Origin of the sequence: Sphaerotilus montanus, assembly GCF_013410775.1 — a bacterium.
Classification (GTDB): Bacteria; Pseudomonadota; Gammaproteobacteria; order Burkholderiales; family Burkholderiaceae_C; genus Sphaerotilus; species Sphaerotilus montanus.
The window spans coordinates 2,606,890-2,621,219 of sequence record NZ_JACCFH010000001.1 but is presented as its reverse complement, the minus strand read 5'-3'; the positions used below and the strand labels follow the sequence as shown (position 1 = coordinate 2,621,219).

13 protein-coding genes are annotated in these 14,330 nt (G+C 66.5%); 9 read left to right on the top strand and 4 right to left on the bottom strand.

Annotated elements, in window-relative coordinates:
* The first annotated feature begins 7 nt into the window (after positions 1-7).
* The 8 genes from BDD16_RS11875 to BDD16_RS11840 all read left to right on the top strand — a co-directional run bounded on the left by BDD16_RS11875 (position 8) and on the right by BDD16_RS11840 (position 7,274).
* Complete coding sequence (locus tag BDD16_RS11875; protein WP_179634144.1) at positions 8-1,573, top strand: B12-binding domain-containing radical SAM protein; 1,566 nt, start codon at positions 8-10, stop codon at positions 1,571-1,573.
* Positions 1,574-1,696: 123 nt separating this feature from the next.
* Complete coding sequence (locus BDD16_RS11870) at positions 1,697-3,211, top strand: class I SAM-dependent methyltransferase (RefSeq protein WP_246332530.1); 1,515 nt, start codon at positions 1,697-1,699, stop codon at positions 3,209-3,211.
* Between the two features lie 136 nt (positions 3,212-3,347).
* Positions 3,348-4,007: a class I SAM-dependent methyltransferase gene (locus BDD16_RS11865; RefSeq protein WP_179634142.1), complete on the top strand. Its 660-nt coding sequence runs from the start codon at positions 3,348-3,350 to the stop codon at positions 4,005-4,007.
* 82 nt (positions 4,008-4,089) lie between these two features.
* Positions 4,090-4,947: a flagellar motor stator protein MotA gene (gene motA / locus BDD16_RS11860; RefSeq protein WP_179634141.1), complete on the top strand. Its 858-nt coding sequence runs from the start codon at positions 4,090-4,092 to the stop codon at positions 4,945-4,947.
* Positions 4,948-4,962: 15 nt separating this feature from the next.
* Positions 4,963-5,904: a flagellar motor protein MotB gene (motB, locus tag BDD16_RS11855; RefSeq protein ID WP_179634140.1), complete on the top strand. Its 942-nt coding sequence runs from the start codon at positions 4,963-4,965 to the stop codon at positions 5,902-5,904.
* A gap of 36 nt (positions 5,905-5,940) precedes the next feature.
* Complete coding sequence (gene cheY / locus BDD16_RS11850; RefSeq protein ID WP_179634139.1) at positions 5,941-6,339, top strand: chemotaxis response regulator CheY; 399 nt, start codon at positions 5,941-5,943, stop codon at positions 6,337-6,339.
* Between the two features lie 15 nt (positions 6,340-6,354).
* Complete coding sequence (locus BDD16_RS11845; RefSeq protein WP_179634138.1) at positions 6,355-6,966, top strand: protein phosphatase CheZ; 612 nt, start codon at positions 6,355-6,357, stop codon at positions 6,964-6,966.
* Between the two features lie 53 nt (positions 6,967-7,019).
* On the top strand, positions 7,020-7,274 hold the full coding sequence (locus tag BDD16_RS11840; RefSeq protein WP_179634137.1) for an acyl-CoA-binding protein: 255 nt from the start codon (positions 7,020-7,022) through the stop codon (positions 7,272-7,274).
* Here BDD16_RS11840 and BDD16_RS11835 read toward each other — a convergent pair.
* Positions 7,263-8,351 carry an aminopeptidase gene (locus BDD16_RS11835; protein ID WP_310732825.1) on the bottom strand — a complete coding sequence of 363 codons (1,089 nt, stop codon included), beginning with the start codon at positions 8,349-8,351 and terminating at the stop codon, positions 7,263-7,265. The genes BDD16_RS11840 and BDD16_RS11835 overlap by 12 nt on opposite strands.
* A complete protein-coding gene (locus BDD16_RS11830) occupies positions 8,348-10,417 on the bottom strand; it encodes a molybdopterin-containing oxidoreductase family protein (protein WP_179634136.1) in 2,070 nt (689 codons plus the stop codon). Before BDD16_RS11830 ends, BDD16_RS11835 begins: the two co-directional genes overlap by 4 nt.
* Before the next feature lie 84 nt (positions 10,418-10,501).
* Here BDD16_RS11830 and BDD16_RS11825 point away from each other — a divergent pair, with 84 nt between their 5' ends.
* Positions 10,502-11,614, top strand: a complete 1,113-nt coding sequence (locus BDD16_RS11825; RefSeq protein ID WP_179634135.1) for an NADH:flavin oxidoreductase/NADH oxidase — start codon at positions 10,502-10,504, stop codon at positions 11,612-11,614.
* Between the two features lies 1 nt (position 11,615).
* Here the strand turns inward: BDD16_RS11825 and BDD16_RS11820 are convergent, their stop codons facing one another.
* Positions 11,616-12,815, bottom strand: a complete 1,200-nt coding sequence (locus tag BDD16_RS11820; protein ID WP_179636125.1) for a DUF1501 domain-containing protein — start codon at positions 12,813-12,815, stop codon at positions 11,616-11,618.
* A 50-nt stretch (positions 12,816-12,865) separates the two neighbouring features.
* Positions 12,866-14,329, bottom strand: a complete 1,464-nt coding sequence (locus BDD16_RS11815) for a DUF1800 domain-containing protein (protein ID WP_310732826.1) — start codon at positions 14,327-14,329, stop codon at positions 12,866-12,868.
* Between the last annotated feature and the right edge of the window lies 1 nt (position 14,330).

Here is a 14,330-nt window from a genome sequence, read left to right as displayed (position 1 = left end):
CTCCGCAATGACTTCTACTGCCTCGGTTTCCGTCGCTGGGCGTGCGCTCGACGTCCTGTTCATCAACCCGGACTCGTCGGCGCAGGCCTATCAGGCACTGTCCACGACCTTCTCTGCCATTGAGCCGCCAACTTGGGCACTGCTGCTGGCGCAGTCATGCCGCGCTCAGGATTTCAATGTGGCGATCATGGATTGCGACGCGGAGAAGCTCTCGCTGGATGCCGCCGTGCAGCGGATACGTGACCTGAAACCGCGCCTGGTGGTCTTCGTCATCTACGGCCAGAACCCGAATTCGGGCACAACCAGCATGATCGGCGGAACCCAACTCGCAGCACAGATCAAGGCCGAAATTGGTAACACACCCATCGCGTTCGTCGGCTCGCACACCAGCGCACTGCCGAAGGAAGTACTGGCGTTGCCATACGTCGACATCGTGTTTCTCAATGAAGGTGTCTACGCACTGCACGACCTGCTTCGCGGCAACCTGAAGAGTGACATCGCATCGGTGGCAGGCATCGGCTACAAGAAGCAGGTTGGCTCGGGCTTACCACTGCTGTGGCTGAACCCACCGCAGCGGGTGGTGCCACAGGAGCGCATGGACATCGATCTGCCCGGCTATGCATGGGATCTGTTGCCCTACCGCAATCGCCCACTCGATCTGTACCGTGCGCACTTCTGGCACGCCGGCTTTGACCATTCCAAGCGCACGCCATTCGCAGCGATCTACACCTCGCTCGGCTGCAACTTCGGCTGCGACTTCTGCATGATCAACATCATCAACCGGAGCGACAACGGCGACGATGTGCATGCAGCCCATTCGCGCGGCATGCGCTTCTGGAGTCCAGGGTTGATTGCCAACGAACTGGAAAAGCTCGCCCGCATGGGATGCGAAACAGTGCGCATCAGCGATGAAATGTTCTTCCTCAATCGGCGCTACTACGAACCGCTGCTTCAGCAGGTGGTCGAGCGCGACCTGAACCTGCGCATGTGGGCCTATTCCCGTGTCGATACGGTCCGCCCTGCAGCGCTGGACCTGTTCCGCCGTGCCGGTATCGGCTGGCTTGCACTGGGCATCGAGGCTGGCAACCAGATGGTGCGCAAGGAAGTTTCCAAGGGTTCGTTCCAGGAAGTTAATATCCGGGAGATATGCACCACCGTCCGGAACAGTGGCATCAATGTCATCAGCAACTATATTTTCGGTTTTCCAGATGACACGCTCGACACGATGCAGCAAACACTTGACCTGGCACTGGAGCTCAACACCGAGATGACCAACATGTACCCATGCCAAGCGTTGCCAGGCAGCCCCATGTTCCGTGACGCGCTCCGCAACGGGTCGACACTTCCAGACAGCTACGCGGGGTACGCATTCCTGTCATACGAATGCCAACCCATGGCCACAAAGCATGTCAGCGCTGCGGATGTGCTGCGATTTCGCGACATGGCGTGGCAACGCTACTTCACGCATGAACCGTACCTGCAACTGGTTCAGGAAAAATTCGGATCACGTGAGCGTTCCAATATCGAGGAAATGACACGCATCCGTCTCAAGAGGAAATTGCTGGGTGACTGAACCACCCGAACGATTGCTGCAAGTGCCGCAGCAGATCGTTAATTCATAGGCCTGTCGCCTGAAAAAATTCATCAATAATCTGGACTCAATACAATGAATTTGCCTAACATTAATATATGTATCATGCAACGGGTGGGCAAAATCCACTCATTGGGTCTGCTTGATCCGGCAAGATATTTCAGATTCCAGCTTAGACAGCTTGGCGCCAACGTCACCCTGTCAAAAAACAGGCTTCAGCATGGCGCCATCAACTTCGTTTTCGGAGCCCATCTAGGATTCGATCCTGCACAACGGCAGCGCCACACCTGCATATTCGTCAACCTAGAGCAACTAGGCCATGGCGGAGCAAAAGTTCCGAAAAGCTACCTAGACCTGTTAAGCGGCTCAGCCGTGATTGACTACGATCAAGAAAATATTTCTGCATATACAAAATATCCGGAAGACGTTCCCATCGCACACTTCGTCAGTGCGCCATATTTGGCGCGCGAGAATAAGCAGCCATCCATCCCGATTGAAGATCGACCGATCGATCTGCTATTTTTCGGATCGATGAACGAGCGCCGGAAGAAGCTGCTCGACCGCATAGAAATGCAAGGCATCTCGGTGAGCGTATTCGATAAGCCGATCTATTGCGCCGAACGAGATCACTACATCCGTCAGGCTAAGGCAGTACTGAACTGTCACTTCTACGAATCAAGCCGCTTCGAGCAGGTGCGGGTGTCTCACTGTCTGAGCCTGGGAACTCCCGTCGTTTCAGAGCGAAACATCAATACCAATCCGGCCCCGTTCTACGAAGATGCCGTCTCCTGGTTCTCGGACGAGAACATCGAAGAATTCTTCTCCTCCAAGTTCGGAACACCCGCATGGCAGGAGCAGGCACAAAACCAGCTGGCCTATTTCAAGCAACTGGATGCGACGGACAACTTTGCCGAAATCCTGGAATTCGCGCAAGGCTACCACCAAGGACATGCCAGACATGTCACCGCAGGCCCCTGGCGTCCGGTCAGGATGAACCTTGGATCCGGCAAGGATTACAAACCAGGATGGCTGAACGTCGACATTCTGGAAAGAGCCGAGCCAGACGTGGTGATGGATCTGAGCCAGAAAGTCCAGCTTCCGATCGACATGAAGAGCCGCACCTGCGGACTCGTGCACCTGAGTCGCGGTCAATTCGAGACTATTTACGCCAACAATGTGCTGGAACATGTACCGAATCTGACTGGCCTCATGACCCAGTGCCTGGATCTGCTGGCAGAAGGCGGACTGTTCGAGATTGAAGTACCTTACGAACGGGCACTGACAGCATGGCAGGATCCGACACACATCCGGGCGCTCAATGAAAACTCCTGGGTCTATTACACCCAGTGGTTCTGGTATCTGGGCTGGTTCGAGCATCGATTCGAGATCGAAAAATCCTGCTACCTGGATACTCAGCTGAATCCGTGTGAAAAGGAGAAGGCTGCCTTCATGCGGGTCACGCTCAAGAAGATTCCAACGACGGCGCACGAACGAACGGTCGCCAGAACCATGCAAGCCAACTGGATCGTTCCAGATGATGAAATCGACTGCGATCAAATCAGCGTCCAAGTCGGCGGCGAAATGGCCGAAATCGAACCCCTCGGGCAGGAAGTCACCTGAGGTCCGCCCCGGGAAGTCAGACCACTGGCCGTTGCCCGCCCTGCTGTCCTGGGCCCTTGTCTGGGGTCAGTGGGCCGGATTGATGTCATTGGGAATGTCAGCCGGCACAGCCGTTGGCTGCGCATCAGTGACGGGAATGGGTCTGGCCCTGCTGGCCACCTCGCGCTGGCGCCGGCTGATGATCGCCGCCGGCTTCCCGCTGTCGTTCGCGCTGAGCGGACTGGCCAGCGGGTGGTCGGCAGTGTGGTGGCTGTTGCCGCTGGTCCTGCTGGCAGTGGCCTATCCGGTACGGGCATGGTCAGATGCCCCTCTGTTTCCGACCGGAACAACGGCACTCGATGGTCTCGACGAACTGATCGACCTGCCTGCTGGCGCCCGGGTGCTGGACGCCGGCTGCGGCCTGGGCCACGGTCTGCAGGCCCTGCGGCGGGTCTGGCCGACCGCCGGGCTGGAAGGCACCGAGTGGAGCCGTCCCTGGCGACTGATCGCCGCACTGCGCTGCCCCTGGGCGCGCATCCGGCAAGGCGACATGTGGGCGCAGTCCTGGGCCCACCACGATCTGGTCTACCTCTTCCAGCGCCCCGAGAGCATGCCCCGCGCGGTCGAGAAGGCACAGCGCGAGATGCGCCCTGGCTCCTGGCTCGTCAGCTTGGAATTCGAGGCGAAGGGGCTGCGTCCCCACGCGCGCCTGCAGCAACCGGGTCAGCGCCCGGTGTGGATCTACGCAATCCGTGAAACCCGTCCCGGCACCGGCCACGGCCCGCGGGACCACGACTCAAGTGTCGATCCCTCCTGACCGATATGCAAATCATGGTGCCGTTGGCGGGTCTCCCCGCTACCGCAGCACCCCATGAAGTCATCTGAGGAAAAGGTCTCTCATGTTCGTCATCATTGGCTGGGCGGTCGCCATCGGCTGTATCTTCGGCGTCTACGCCATGCACGGCGGCAACATGGGCGTCATCATGAAGGCGCTGCCGTTCGAGATGCTCACCATCTTCGGCGGTGCGCTCGGCGCCTTCGTTGCCAACAACCAGATGAAGGTGCTCAAGGCGTCCGGCAGGGGCCTGGCGGGCTGTTTCAAGGCCTCCAAGCACTCCAAGGCCCGCGCCATGGAACTGCTGGCGATGCTGTTCGAGATCCTGCAGAAGACCCGCAAGGAAGGGTTGATGTCGATCGAGAAGGACATCGAGGACCCGCACGCCTCGGCGCTGTTCCAGAAGTTCCCCATCGTCGGCAATGACCACCACGTCACCGAGTTCGTCTGCGACTACCTGCGCATGATGGTCTCGGGCAACCTCAACGCCCACGAGATCGAGTCCCTGATGGACACCGAACTCGAGACCCACCACCACGAGGCCCACGGTGCATCCGCAGCCATCGCCCGCCTGGCCGGCGCCCTGCCCGCCTTCGGCATCGTGGCCGCGGTGCTGGGCGTGGTGAACACCATGGGCTCGGTGGGCCAGCCGCCGGCGGTGCTGGGCGGGATGATCGGCTCGGCACTGGTCGGCACCTTCCTGGGCATCCTGCTGGCCTACGGTTTTGCAGAGCCGCTGGCGGGCCTGATGGAGCAGAAGAACGACGAGGACAGCAAGGAACTGCAGTGCGTCAAGACCGTGCTGCTGGCCTCGATGCAGGGCTACGCGCCGCAGATCGCCATCGAGTTCGGCCGCAAGGTGCTGTATTCGACCGAGCGGCCCACCTTCATCGAGCTGGAACAGCACGTCAAGAAGAAGTGATCACAGGAGACTCCCATGGCCGGTGACGCCAAGAAACTGCAGCCCATCATCATCAAGAAGATCAAGAAGGGCGGCCATGGAGCACATGGCGGCGCCTGGAAGATCGCCTACGCCGACTTCGTGACGGCGATGATGGCCTTCTTCCTGCTGATGTGGCTGCTCGGCTCCACGACCGACGGCGACAAGAAGGGCCTGCAGGACTACTTCCAGTCGCCGCTGAAGGTGGCGCTGATGGGCGGCGGCTCCGGCTCCGGCGACTCCTCGTCCGTCATCAAGGGCGGCGGCCAGGACATCAACCGCTCGGGCGGCCAGGTCAAGCGCGGCGACATCGAGGCCGAGCGCAAGACCTACCAGCTCCAGGCCCTCAAGGCCAACCAGGCGCAGGCCGAGAAACAGCGCCTCGAAGGCCTGCGCGAGCGCGTCAAGGAAGTCGTCTCCGCCTCGCCGCAGCTCGCCGCCTTCAAGTCCCAGATCCGGCTGGACATGACCCGCGACGGCCTGCGCATCCAGATCGTCGACGAGCAGAACCGGCCCATGTTCGACAGCGGCCTCGACCAGGTGAAGCCCTACATGCGCGACATCCTGCGCGCCATCGGCAGCGTGCTCACCGAAGTGCCCAACAAGCTCACCCTCGAAGGCCACACCGACGCCCTGCCCTTCTCCGGCGGCACGGGCGGCTACAGCAACTGGGAGCTGTCGAGCGACCGCGCCAACGCCTCGCGGCGGGAGCTGATCGCCGGGGGGCTCAAGGACGACCGCGTGCTGCGGGTCCAGGGGCTCTCCGCCAGCGTGCCCTTCGACAAGCGTGACCCCAGGAATCCGGTCAACCGCCGCATCAGCATCATCGTGATGACGCGCGAGGCCGAGGAACGCTTCTTCGACAGCGGGGACGCCACGTCCGTCAACGCCATTCCCGCCGATGACCCAGTCTCAAGTCCGCCGGCCACTGGCCGATAACCCTGTCTACGGCCCATTCACGCTGAAGGATTCGTAATGCCCGCCTGCCCCGATCTCCGCTTTCTCGTCGTCGACGACTTCTCCACCATGCGCCGCATCGTGCGCGGGCTGCTCAAGGAAATGGGCTGCCTGCACATCGAGGAGGCCGAGGATGGTGTCAACGCACTCCAGGTCCTGCGCAACAGCCGCATCGACTTCGTGGTGAGCGACATCAACATGCCGAACATGGATGGCTTCGAACTGCTCAACCAGATCAAGCAGGATCCAGCGTTGTGCCACATCCCCGTGCTGATGGTCACGGCCGAAGCGCGCAAGGAAGACATTGTCCGGGCTGCCCAGACCGGTGCGGCTGGCTACATCGTCAAGCCGTTCACCAAAGCCACGCTGGAAGAAAAAGTCACCAAGATCGTCCAGAAGATGCCCGTGACGGCTTAACCCGTGGAGACCACCATGACTGACCAGCAAAATCACTATGCCTCGCCCGAGGTGATCCGGCAGATCGGTGAAATCACGCGAAAACTGCACGACTCCGTCGCGCAGATGGGTCTGATGGGCGATCTGCAGGCCGCCACGCAGGCACTGCCCGATGCACGCAGTCGGCTGAACTACATCGCGAGAAAAACCTCCGAGGCAGCAGAAAAGGTGCTGAACTCGGTCGATGCCGCCAAGCTGGAGCAGCAATGCATCAGCGACGCAGCCCGGGAGATACAGACCAGGCTGTCGGCCCAGGCCGATCCGGCAACGGAAGCGCAAATGCATGCAGGGATTGCCCAGGTGCAGGGCTGCGCCCAGCGCATCGACGACCACCTGACCAACATCATGGTGGCCCAGGACTTCCACGATCTGACGGGCCAGATCGTGAGCAAGGTCGTTCGGCTCACGGCCGATCTGGAACAGAATCTGGTCCAGTTGCTGCTGCAGATCGCTCCGGAATACAAACCGTCGGCCGCCATGGTCAACGAGGATGATCTCCACGGACCCGTGGTGAATCCCGAGGCCCGCACGGATGTTGTCTCGGACCAGAACGAGGTCGATGATCTGCTGGCGCGCATGGGGTTCTGAGGCAGCGGCCTGCGTACACTGCCTCAGATCACCACTGCCGCAGTCACCAGGCCATGTCCGATCTCCAAGCCGCCTTCACCCAGGCCGTTGCCGACTCGAAGCAACTGCCCGAACGTCCTGACAACAGGACGCTGCTCCAGATCTACGCGCTGTACAAGCAGGCCTCCGAAGGCGACGCCAGCGGCGAACGCCCCGGCATGACGGACTTCGTCGCCCGCGCCAAGTTCGACGCCTGGTCCGCACTGACCGGCACCTCCGCCGACACCGCCCGCCAGAACTACATCGACCTCATCGAATCACTGAAGTGAGGCCAAGGCTGCGTCGCGTTCTGCCTTGGGCAGCGCGGCCAGCCGGCGCACCTCGGCGTGGAAACGCGGCCAGTCGCGTCCCTGCTGCTCGAACAGGCGCTCAAAGGCCGGCACCTGCGCGTTGTAGGCCGCCAGCACCCCCAGCCGCGCGTTGTTGACGCTGTCGAACCAGGCGTCGTAGGCCCGGTCCCCACCCCACGATTCGTCCCGCCAGCGTGCGTACTCCGCGCGCAGCTCGACCATCAGGAGCGCCTTCCCGCGGCGCTTGTCCTCGTCCGGAACATCGCTGCGGTAGAGCGCCTCCAGCCGGTCGCGGGCGCGCATCGTCATCGCGCGGAATTCGGCACGGCGGCGGTCCAGCGCCTCGGTCGATGCGATCAGCGCCTCACGGCCGCCCTGCGCCAGCCACTGCCGGCTGCCGATGCGCTCGACGGCCGTCGCGTAGGACTCGTTGAACGTCGTGTCCCCGTCCGCGTAGGCGACCTGGTGCGCCAGTTCGTGGAAGACCAGCCGCGCCAGATCGACCTCGGCGCCGCGCAGGAAGGTGTTGAGCAGCGGATCGGCGAAGACGCTGCCCGGCAGCTTGCCCAGCGTCGAGTAGGCCGGCACGCCGTAGACGTTGGCCTCCCAGCCCTGCGCCCGCAGCGCGCTGGCCAGCATCTCGGCCTCGGCCTTGTCGAAGTAGCCGCGGTAGCCGACGCAGCCCAGCACCGGGAAGCACCAGGTCTTCAGCTTGAGCGACAGCTCGGGCGCGGCCACCACGTTCCACACCGCCGCCGACCGCCCGAGGTCGGCGTAGCGGCGGTAGCTCGCGTTGTCCGGCAGCGCCAGCGCGCGGCTGGCGTAGTCGCGCAGGGTGCGGCTGAGTTCGAGGCGCTGGCGGAGGTCGTCCGGCGTGGCGGGATCGGCCAGCACCTCGTCCACCGGCCGCGCCGCCGCGAGCATCTGCAGATGCCCCGCCACCGACTGCCACAGGTAGCCCGGCCGCCACGCCGAATCCACGTCGTCCGCCGCGGTCGTCGCGCACGCCGACAGCGCCACGGCCAGCATGAGGGACAGCGTCCGAAGCGCCCTCACCCCGCAGCCTCCACCTCGACCAGCACGTCGTAGAAACACGGCGCCTGTCCGATGTCGGTGAGTTGCTGGTGCGTGACCTCGTTGACGTTGGTGCCGTGCGAGCCGAGCTTGCGCCACCAGATACCCAAGCCATTGACGACACCGGGCCGGGCACGGGTGCTGACGCGGGCGGTGCAGTGGTAGCTGCCGCGGTCGTTGAAGACACGCACCGGCGCCCGGTCGGCCAGCCCGCGGGCGGCGGCGTCGTCGGGGTGGACCTCGACGATCGGCTCGGACTCGATGTCGCGCAGGCTCTTCACGTTGACAAAGGTCGAGTTGAGGAAGTTGCGCGCCGGTGGGGAAATCATCGCCAGCGGGTAGCGTGCGGCCAGCGCCGGCGCCGAAACCACCGACTCGTGCGGCTCCAGGTGGTCGGGCAGGCCGAGCCCCGGCACGTCGATCTGCACCCGACCATCCCGCGTCGGGAAACCACCCTCGGCAAACGGCGCGTCCGCGATCGGCAGGCTCATCCAGCCGGGCGATGCTTTCAATGCCTCATAGGTCACGGCGCCCCGCAGCGTCTGCTCGGCCAGCGCCTCGTCGCTGTCGCGGAAACACGGCTCGTCGAAGCCCATCGCCGCCGCGAGCCGGCGGAAGATCTCCGTGTTCGGCAGCGACTCGCCTAGCGGCGCAATCGCCGGCTCGTTGAGCAGCACGTCGGTGTGGCCGTAGCTGGTGTGGAGGTCGAGGTGTTCGAGCTGCGTCGTCGCGGGCAGCACGTAGTCGGCGTGGTCGGCGGTGTCGGTCAGGAAGTGTTCGAGCACGACGGTGAACAGGTCGTCCCGGGCGAAGCCGCGCACCACCTTCGGCGACTCGGGGGCCACCGCGACCGGGTTGCTGTTGTAGACGATGAGCGCTTCGACCTTCGGGCCAAAGTCGGGTGAAGCCTCGCGCAGCAGGTCATCGCCGATGGTGCTCATGTTGATCGTGCGCGGCGAGCGGCCGGCGAGCAGGTCGGGGCGCTGGCGAGCCGCGTCATCGCGGACCATGCCGAACCAGCCGGAACTCGACAGCAGCAACCCGCCCGCACGATGCCGCCACGCGCCCGTCAGGCACGGCAGCAGCGCGACCAGCCGCACGGCATTGCCGCCGCCACGCACGCGCTGCATGCCGTAGTTCAGCCGGATCGCCGCCGGCTTCGTGGTCCCCAGGTCGCGGGCGAGGTCGCGGATCTGCTCGACCGGCAGGCCGCAGACCTCGGCGGCACGCTCGGGCGGCCACTGCAGCGCGCGTTCACGCAGCGCGGGCCAGCCGTCGGCCTGCACATGCGCGTCGATGTAGGCCTGGTCGAGCCAGTCGTTCACGATCAGCTCGTGCATCAGCGCCAGCGCGAGCGCGCCGTCCGTGCCGGGGCGGAGTTGCAGGTGCGCGTGGCACTTGTCGGCCGTCTCGGTGCGGCGCGGGTCGATGCAGACCAGCTTCGCGCCCGCCCGCTTGGCCTGCTGCGCGAAGGTCCAGAAGTGCAGGTTCGACGCGATCGAGTGGCTGCCCCAGATGACGATCAGCCGGCTCTCGGCGAAATGCCGGACGTGCATCCCGACCTTGCCGCCATAGGTCGCCGCCAGTGCGTCGCCGCCGGCCGAGGCGCAGATCGTGCGGTTCAGCAGCGAGGCGCCGAGGCGGTGGAAGAAGCGCGCGGCCATGCTCTCGCCCTGCAGCAGGCCCATCGTGCCGGCGTAGCTGTAGGGCAGGATCGCCTCGGGGTCGCGGGCGGCGATGGCCTTCAGGCGCGTGGCGATGTCGGCGAGCGCCTCGTCCCAGGTCACGGGGACGAACTGCCCGGCGCCCTTCGGCCCGACGCGCTTCAGCGGCGTCAGCACGCGCTCCGGGTGGTAAGTCCGCTCGGCGTAGCGCGAGACCTTGGTGCAGAGCGCGCCGTGGGTCGTCACATGCTCGGCGCGGCCCTGGATGCGCACGACGCGCTCGGTGGCGGGGTCCACGCTGACCTGCATCGCGCAGGTGTCGGGGCAGTCGTGGGGGCAGGCGGCGCGCACGACGCGGAGGGTGGAATCGGCGGAGGCATTCATGCCGGAATGATGGCACGCCATGGCACGGTTGCCTGGGCTGCCGTACGCTGCGGACCTGTCGCCAACCGTCCGCGAGTCTCCGCCTTGAGCCACCTCTTCACCCCCTACGACCTCGGGCCGCTGCGCCTGCCCAACCGCATCGTGATCGCGCCGATGTGCCAGTACTCGGCCGAGGACGGCTGCGCCACCGACTGGCACCTGATCCACCTCGGCCAGCTCGCGCTCTCCGGCGCCGGGCTGCTGACGATCGAGGCCACCGCCGTCTCCCCCGAAGGCCGCATCACGGCGGGCGACCTCGGCCTGTGGTCCGACGAGACGGAGGCGGCGCTCGGCCGGGTGCTGCGTGCGGTGCGCCAGCATGCGGCGATGCCGGTGGCGATCCAGCTCGCGCACGCCGGGCGCAAGGCGTCGAGCCATGTGCCCTGGCGTGGCGGTCAGCTGGTGCCGGTCGCCGAAGGGGGCTGGCAGCCGGTCGCGCCGTCCGCCGTGCCGCACGCCGCCCATGAAACGCCGCCCGATGCGCTCGACGCCGCCGGCTTGCAGCGCGTGATCGACGCCTTTGTCGACTCCGCGCAGCGGGCGCACCGCCTCGGCATCGACGCGATCGAGCTGCACGCCGCCCATGGCTACCTGCTGCACCAGTTCCTCTCGCCGCTCGCGAACCACCGCACGGACGCGTTCGGCGGCTCGCTGGAGAACCGGATGCGCTTCCCGCTGGCGGTGTTCGACGCGGTGCGGGCGGCGGTTCCGGCGAGCATGCCGGTGGGCGTGCGGCTCTCGGCCACCGACTGGGTGGCGGGCGGGTGGGACGCCGATCAGAGCGTCGTGTTCGGTCAGGCACTGCGCGACCGGGGCTGCGCGTTCCTGCACGTGTCCAGCGGCGGGGTGTCGCCGGCACAGAAGATCCCGGTCGGGCCGGGCTACCAGGTCCCTCTGGCCGAGCGGCTGCGCGCCGAGGTGGGGCTGCCGACCACTGCGGTCGGCCTGATCACCGAGCCGGAGCAGGCCGAGGCCATCCTCGCCGCGGGTCAGGCGGATCTGGTGGCGCTGGCGCGGGGCATCCTGTACGACCCGCACTGGCCGTGGCACGCGGCGGCGAAGCTCGGTGGACAGGTCACGGCGCCGCCGCAGTACTGGCGTTCGCAGCCGCGCGGGCTGTCCGCACTGTTCGGCGAGACAGCCATGGGCCAGCGCTGAATCAGACCAGCCCGAGTGGTTGCGGTGTCACGCCCTCGAACACCCGCCCGAGCTGCGCGGGTGACAAGCCATACATCGGCTGGAACAGCCCCGCGAACACGCCGCGGTAGTCGTTGAGCACGGGCCAGTCCCGGTTCTGGTGCAGCGTCGCCTGCCGCACCGCGACCTGCTCGCCCGCCACCCGCCCGCCGCGCACCGACCCGCCCAGCACCCAGTAGGTCGAGCCGTGCCCGTGGTCGGTGCCGCGGTTGCCGTTCTCGCGGAAGGTGCGGCCGAACTCGCTGAGCACGACCACCACCGTGTCGCGCCACGCTGCCTCGCCCAGCTCCTGCGCCAGCGCGGCCAGCCCGTTGCCGAGTTCGCCGACGCGGGTGGCGAGCGCGCCAGTGCCCGCGCCCTGCCCGACGTGCGTGTCCCAGCCGCCGACATCGACGAAGCCGAGCCGGTAGCGCTCGCGCATCAGGCGGCCGATGCGGCGGGCCTCGCCCTCGAAGCCGCGCGCCGTGATGGCGTTGCGGCTGGCCGCTTCCATGCCGCCCATCAGCTCGCGCTGCGCGGCCTGGCGCACGTCGAAGCCGTCGTTGACCGGGCCGGCGAGCTGCGTGCCGGCGTACATCTGGCGGATCAGATCGGTCTGGCGGGCATCGACCCCGCCGCGGCCGACCGAGCCCAGCGCCAGGTTCGGCACCTTGACCGCGCCGCGCAGGATCAGCGGCAGGTCGCTGGTCAGCGCAATGGCGTCGCGCGCACCGAGCACCTCGGCCAGCCGGTTCAGGAAGCCGGAGCGGAAATCGCGCACCGCCGCAGGATCGTCGGACTGGCCCAGCTCGATCCGGTCCTGCGTCTCGAAGTGGCTGCGCGACAGGTCGTGCGTGCCGGCGAAGGGGATCGCGGCGAGCTGTCCGCGCTCGTAGAGCGGCAGCAGCGACTCGGCCCAGGCGGGGGCGAGGCCCCAGTCGGACTGGTCCGGCAGCGCCAGCGCGGCGTCGGCACCACTGCCGGGGCGGGCGATGGCGATGCGCGGCCGGGCTTCGTAGTAGTCGTCGCTGCCCACCGGCACCAGCACGCTCGCCGCGTCATAGGCCCCGCGCAGAAAGACCACCAGCAGCCGCGGCGTGGCAGCCGACGCCGCCCACAGCGCACCCGCACCGCTCGCCAGCGGCACGGCGGCGGCCCGCCTCAGGAAATCGCGTCGCAACATCGGCATCGGCATCGGCAGCTCCTCGCTCGGTTCGGGTCAACAGTCCAGGGTCATCGCAGCATGAACTCGGGGCACGACAGCAGCAGCGCGTGGCGGTCCTGCGGCGTGGTGGCCTTGGCGAGCACGCTGCGGGTGCGCTCGCTCAAGGGGCGCATCAGCGTCTCGTCCGGCACCAGGGCCCCGCGCCCCGGCCCGGCGGGCAGGCGGCTCAGCGTGCGCGCCACCTCGAAACGGGCCGCCATCTGGCCGGAGCCGTTCCAGGCGCCTTCGTCGAGCGGATAGCCGTCCGGCGTGGCGCGGCCGTAGAGCGGCTCGCCGAGGCGGTTGAGCGCGCCCATCACCGGCGCCATGTCCACCATCGGTGCGGCCGGATCCGCCACCAGCCGCAGCGCCGACAGCACGTAGTGCACGGGATCCTTGAACTTGCGCCCCAGCGAGGCGGTGCACTCGGGCGCGGCGATCAGCGTCTCCAGCGTCAGCGCGATGTCGCCATCAGTGGCGAGGAAACGCTGGCTCAGGCGCTCGACCAGCGCGGGCGGCGGCGCGTCCTCGACGAGGAACACGGCCAGCTTGCGGCAGACGTGGCGCGCGGTCGCCGGGTGGCGGGCCAGCGCGCCGAGCTGCTCCAGGATCTCGTCCCAGCCACGCCCGCCCTTGACCAGCTGGCCGAGCACCGTCTTGTCGCCCAGATCATGGCGGCCGGGATGGAACTCGGTCAGCCCTTCGCGGCGGTAGAGCGGCTGCAGCCTTGGCGCCACCTTGGGCGTGGTGTCGCCCAGGTTCACGCCCAGGCCGGTGAGCACGCGGGCGAGTTCCTGCACGTCGCGCTGGCTGTAGCCGCCGTCCACGCCCAGCGTGTGCAGCTCCATCAGCTCGCGGGCGAGGTTCTCGTTGAGGCGGCCCGCCGCGTTCTGCTCGTTGTCGAGGTAGCGCAGCATGGCCGCGTGCGTGGCGCTGGCGACCAGCAGATCGCCGAAGCGGCCGAGCGCGTGCGGGCGCAGGGCCCTCTCGTAGTCGCCGACCAGCATGCGCAGATTGGCCTTGGTCTGCCCGACATTGAAGTGGTTGAACCAGAACCAGGCCATCTGCTCGCGCAGGCCGTGCGGCGCATGCAGGGCCAGCAGCAGCGAGCGGCTGGCCGACTCGCGCGCCACAGTGGCCAGCCGCTGCTGGTAGTCCTGGCGGTCCTCGCCGCGGCGGCGCTGCTCCAGATCGGCCACCAGCGCCGGCAGCGGCATCTGGCTGATGGACAGCGCATCGATCGCCGCCTGCACCGGCGCGGGCAGTGCGGTGTCCTGTGGCGGATGCAGCAGCGCCTGCACGGCGTCGCGCCGGCCGCGCCGGGCCCAGTCGTCGACGCTGGCCGCGCTGGCGCCCCAGGTGAGGCGGTCCAGCAGGGCCAGATCCGCGGCGTCCAGCGCACGGTGCGGCGGCCGCACGGCGGCGGTCCGTCGGCCCGACGACGCACATCCGGCCAGCAAGACGGAGGTCAGGAACGCTCTGCGCTGGGGCACC

Excerpts from the sequence above, each read along its gene's own strand:
- BDD16_RS11875 (WP_179634144.1), top strand. The coding sequence starts at position 8 with ATGACTTCTACTGCCTCGGTTTCCGTCGCTGGGCGTGCGCTCGACGTC.
- BDD16_RS11870 (WP_246332530.1), top strand. The coding sequence starts at position 1,697 with ATGCAACGGGTGGGCAAAATCCACTCATTGGGTCTGCTTGATCCGGCA.
- BDD16_RS11865 (WP_179634142.1), top strand. The coding sequence starts at position 3,348 with ATGGGTCTGGCCCTGCTGGCCACCTCGCGCTGGCGCCGGCTGATGATC.
- motA (WP_179634141.1), top strand. The coding sequence starts at position 4,090 with ATGTTCGTCATCATTGGCTGGGCGGTCGCCATCGGCTGTATCTTCGGC.
- motB (WP_179634140.1), top strand. The coding sequence starts at position 4,963 with ATGGCCGGTGACGCCAAGAAACTGCAGCCCATCATCATCAAGAAGATC.
- cheY (WP_179634139.1), top strand. The coding sequence starts at position 5,941 with ATGCCCGCCTGCCCCGATCTCCGCTTTCTCGTCGTCGACGACTTCTCC.
- BDD16_RS11845 (WP_179634138.1), top strand. The coding sequence starts at position 6,355 with ATGACTGACCAGCAAAATCACTATGCCTCGCCCGAGGTGATCCGGCAG.
- BDD16_RS11840 (WP_179634137.1), top strand. The coding sequence starts at position 7,020 with ATGTCCGATCTCCAAGCCGCCTTCACCCAGGCCGTTGCCGACTCGAAG.
- BDD16_RS11830 (WP_179634136.1), bottom strand. The coding sequence starts at position 10,417 with ATGAATGCCTCCGCCGATTCCACCCTCCGCGTCGTGCGCGCCGCCTGC.
- BDD16_RS11820 (WP_179636125.1), bottom strand. The coding sequence starts at position 12,815 with ATGTTGCGACGCGATTTCCTGAGGCGGGCCGCCGCCGTGCCGCTGGCG.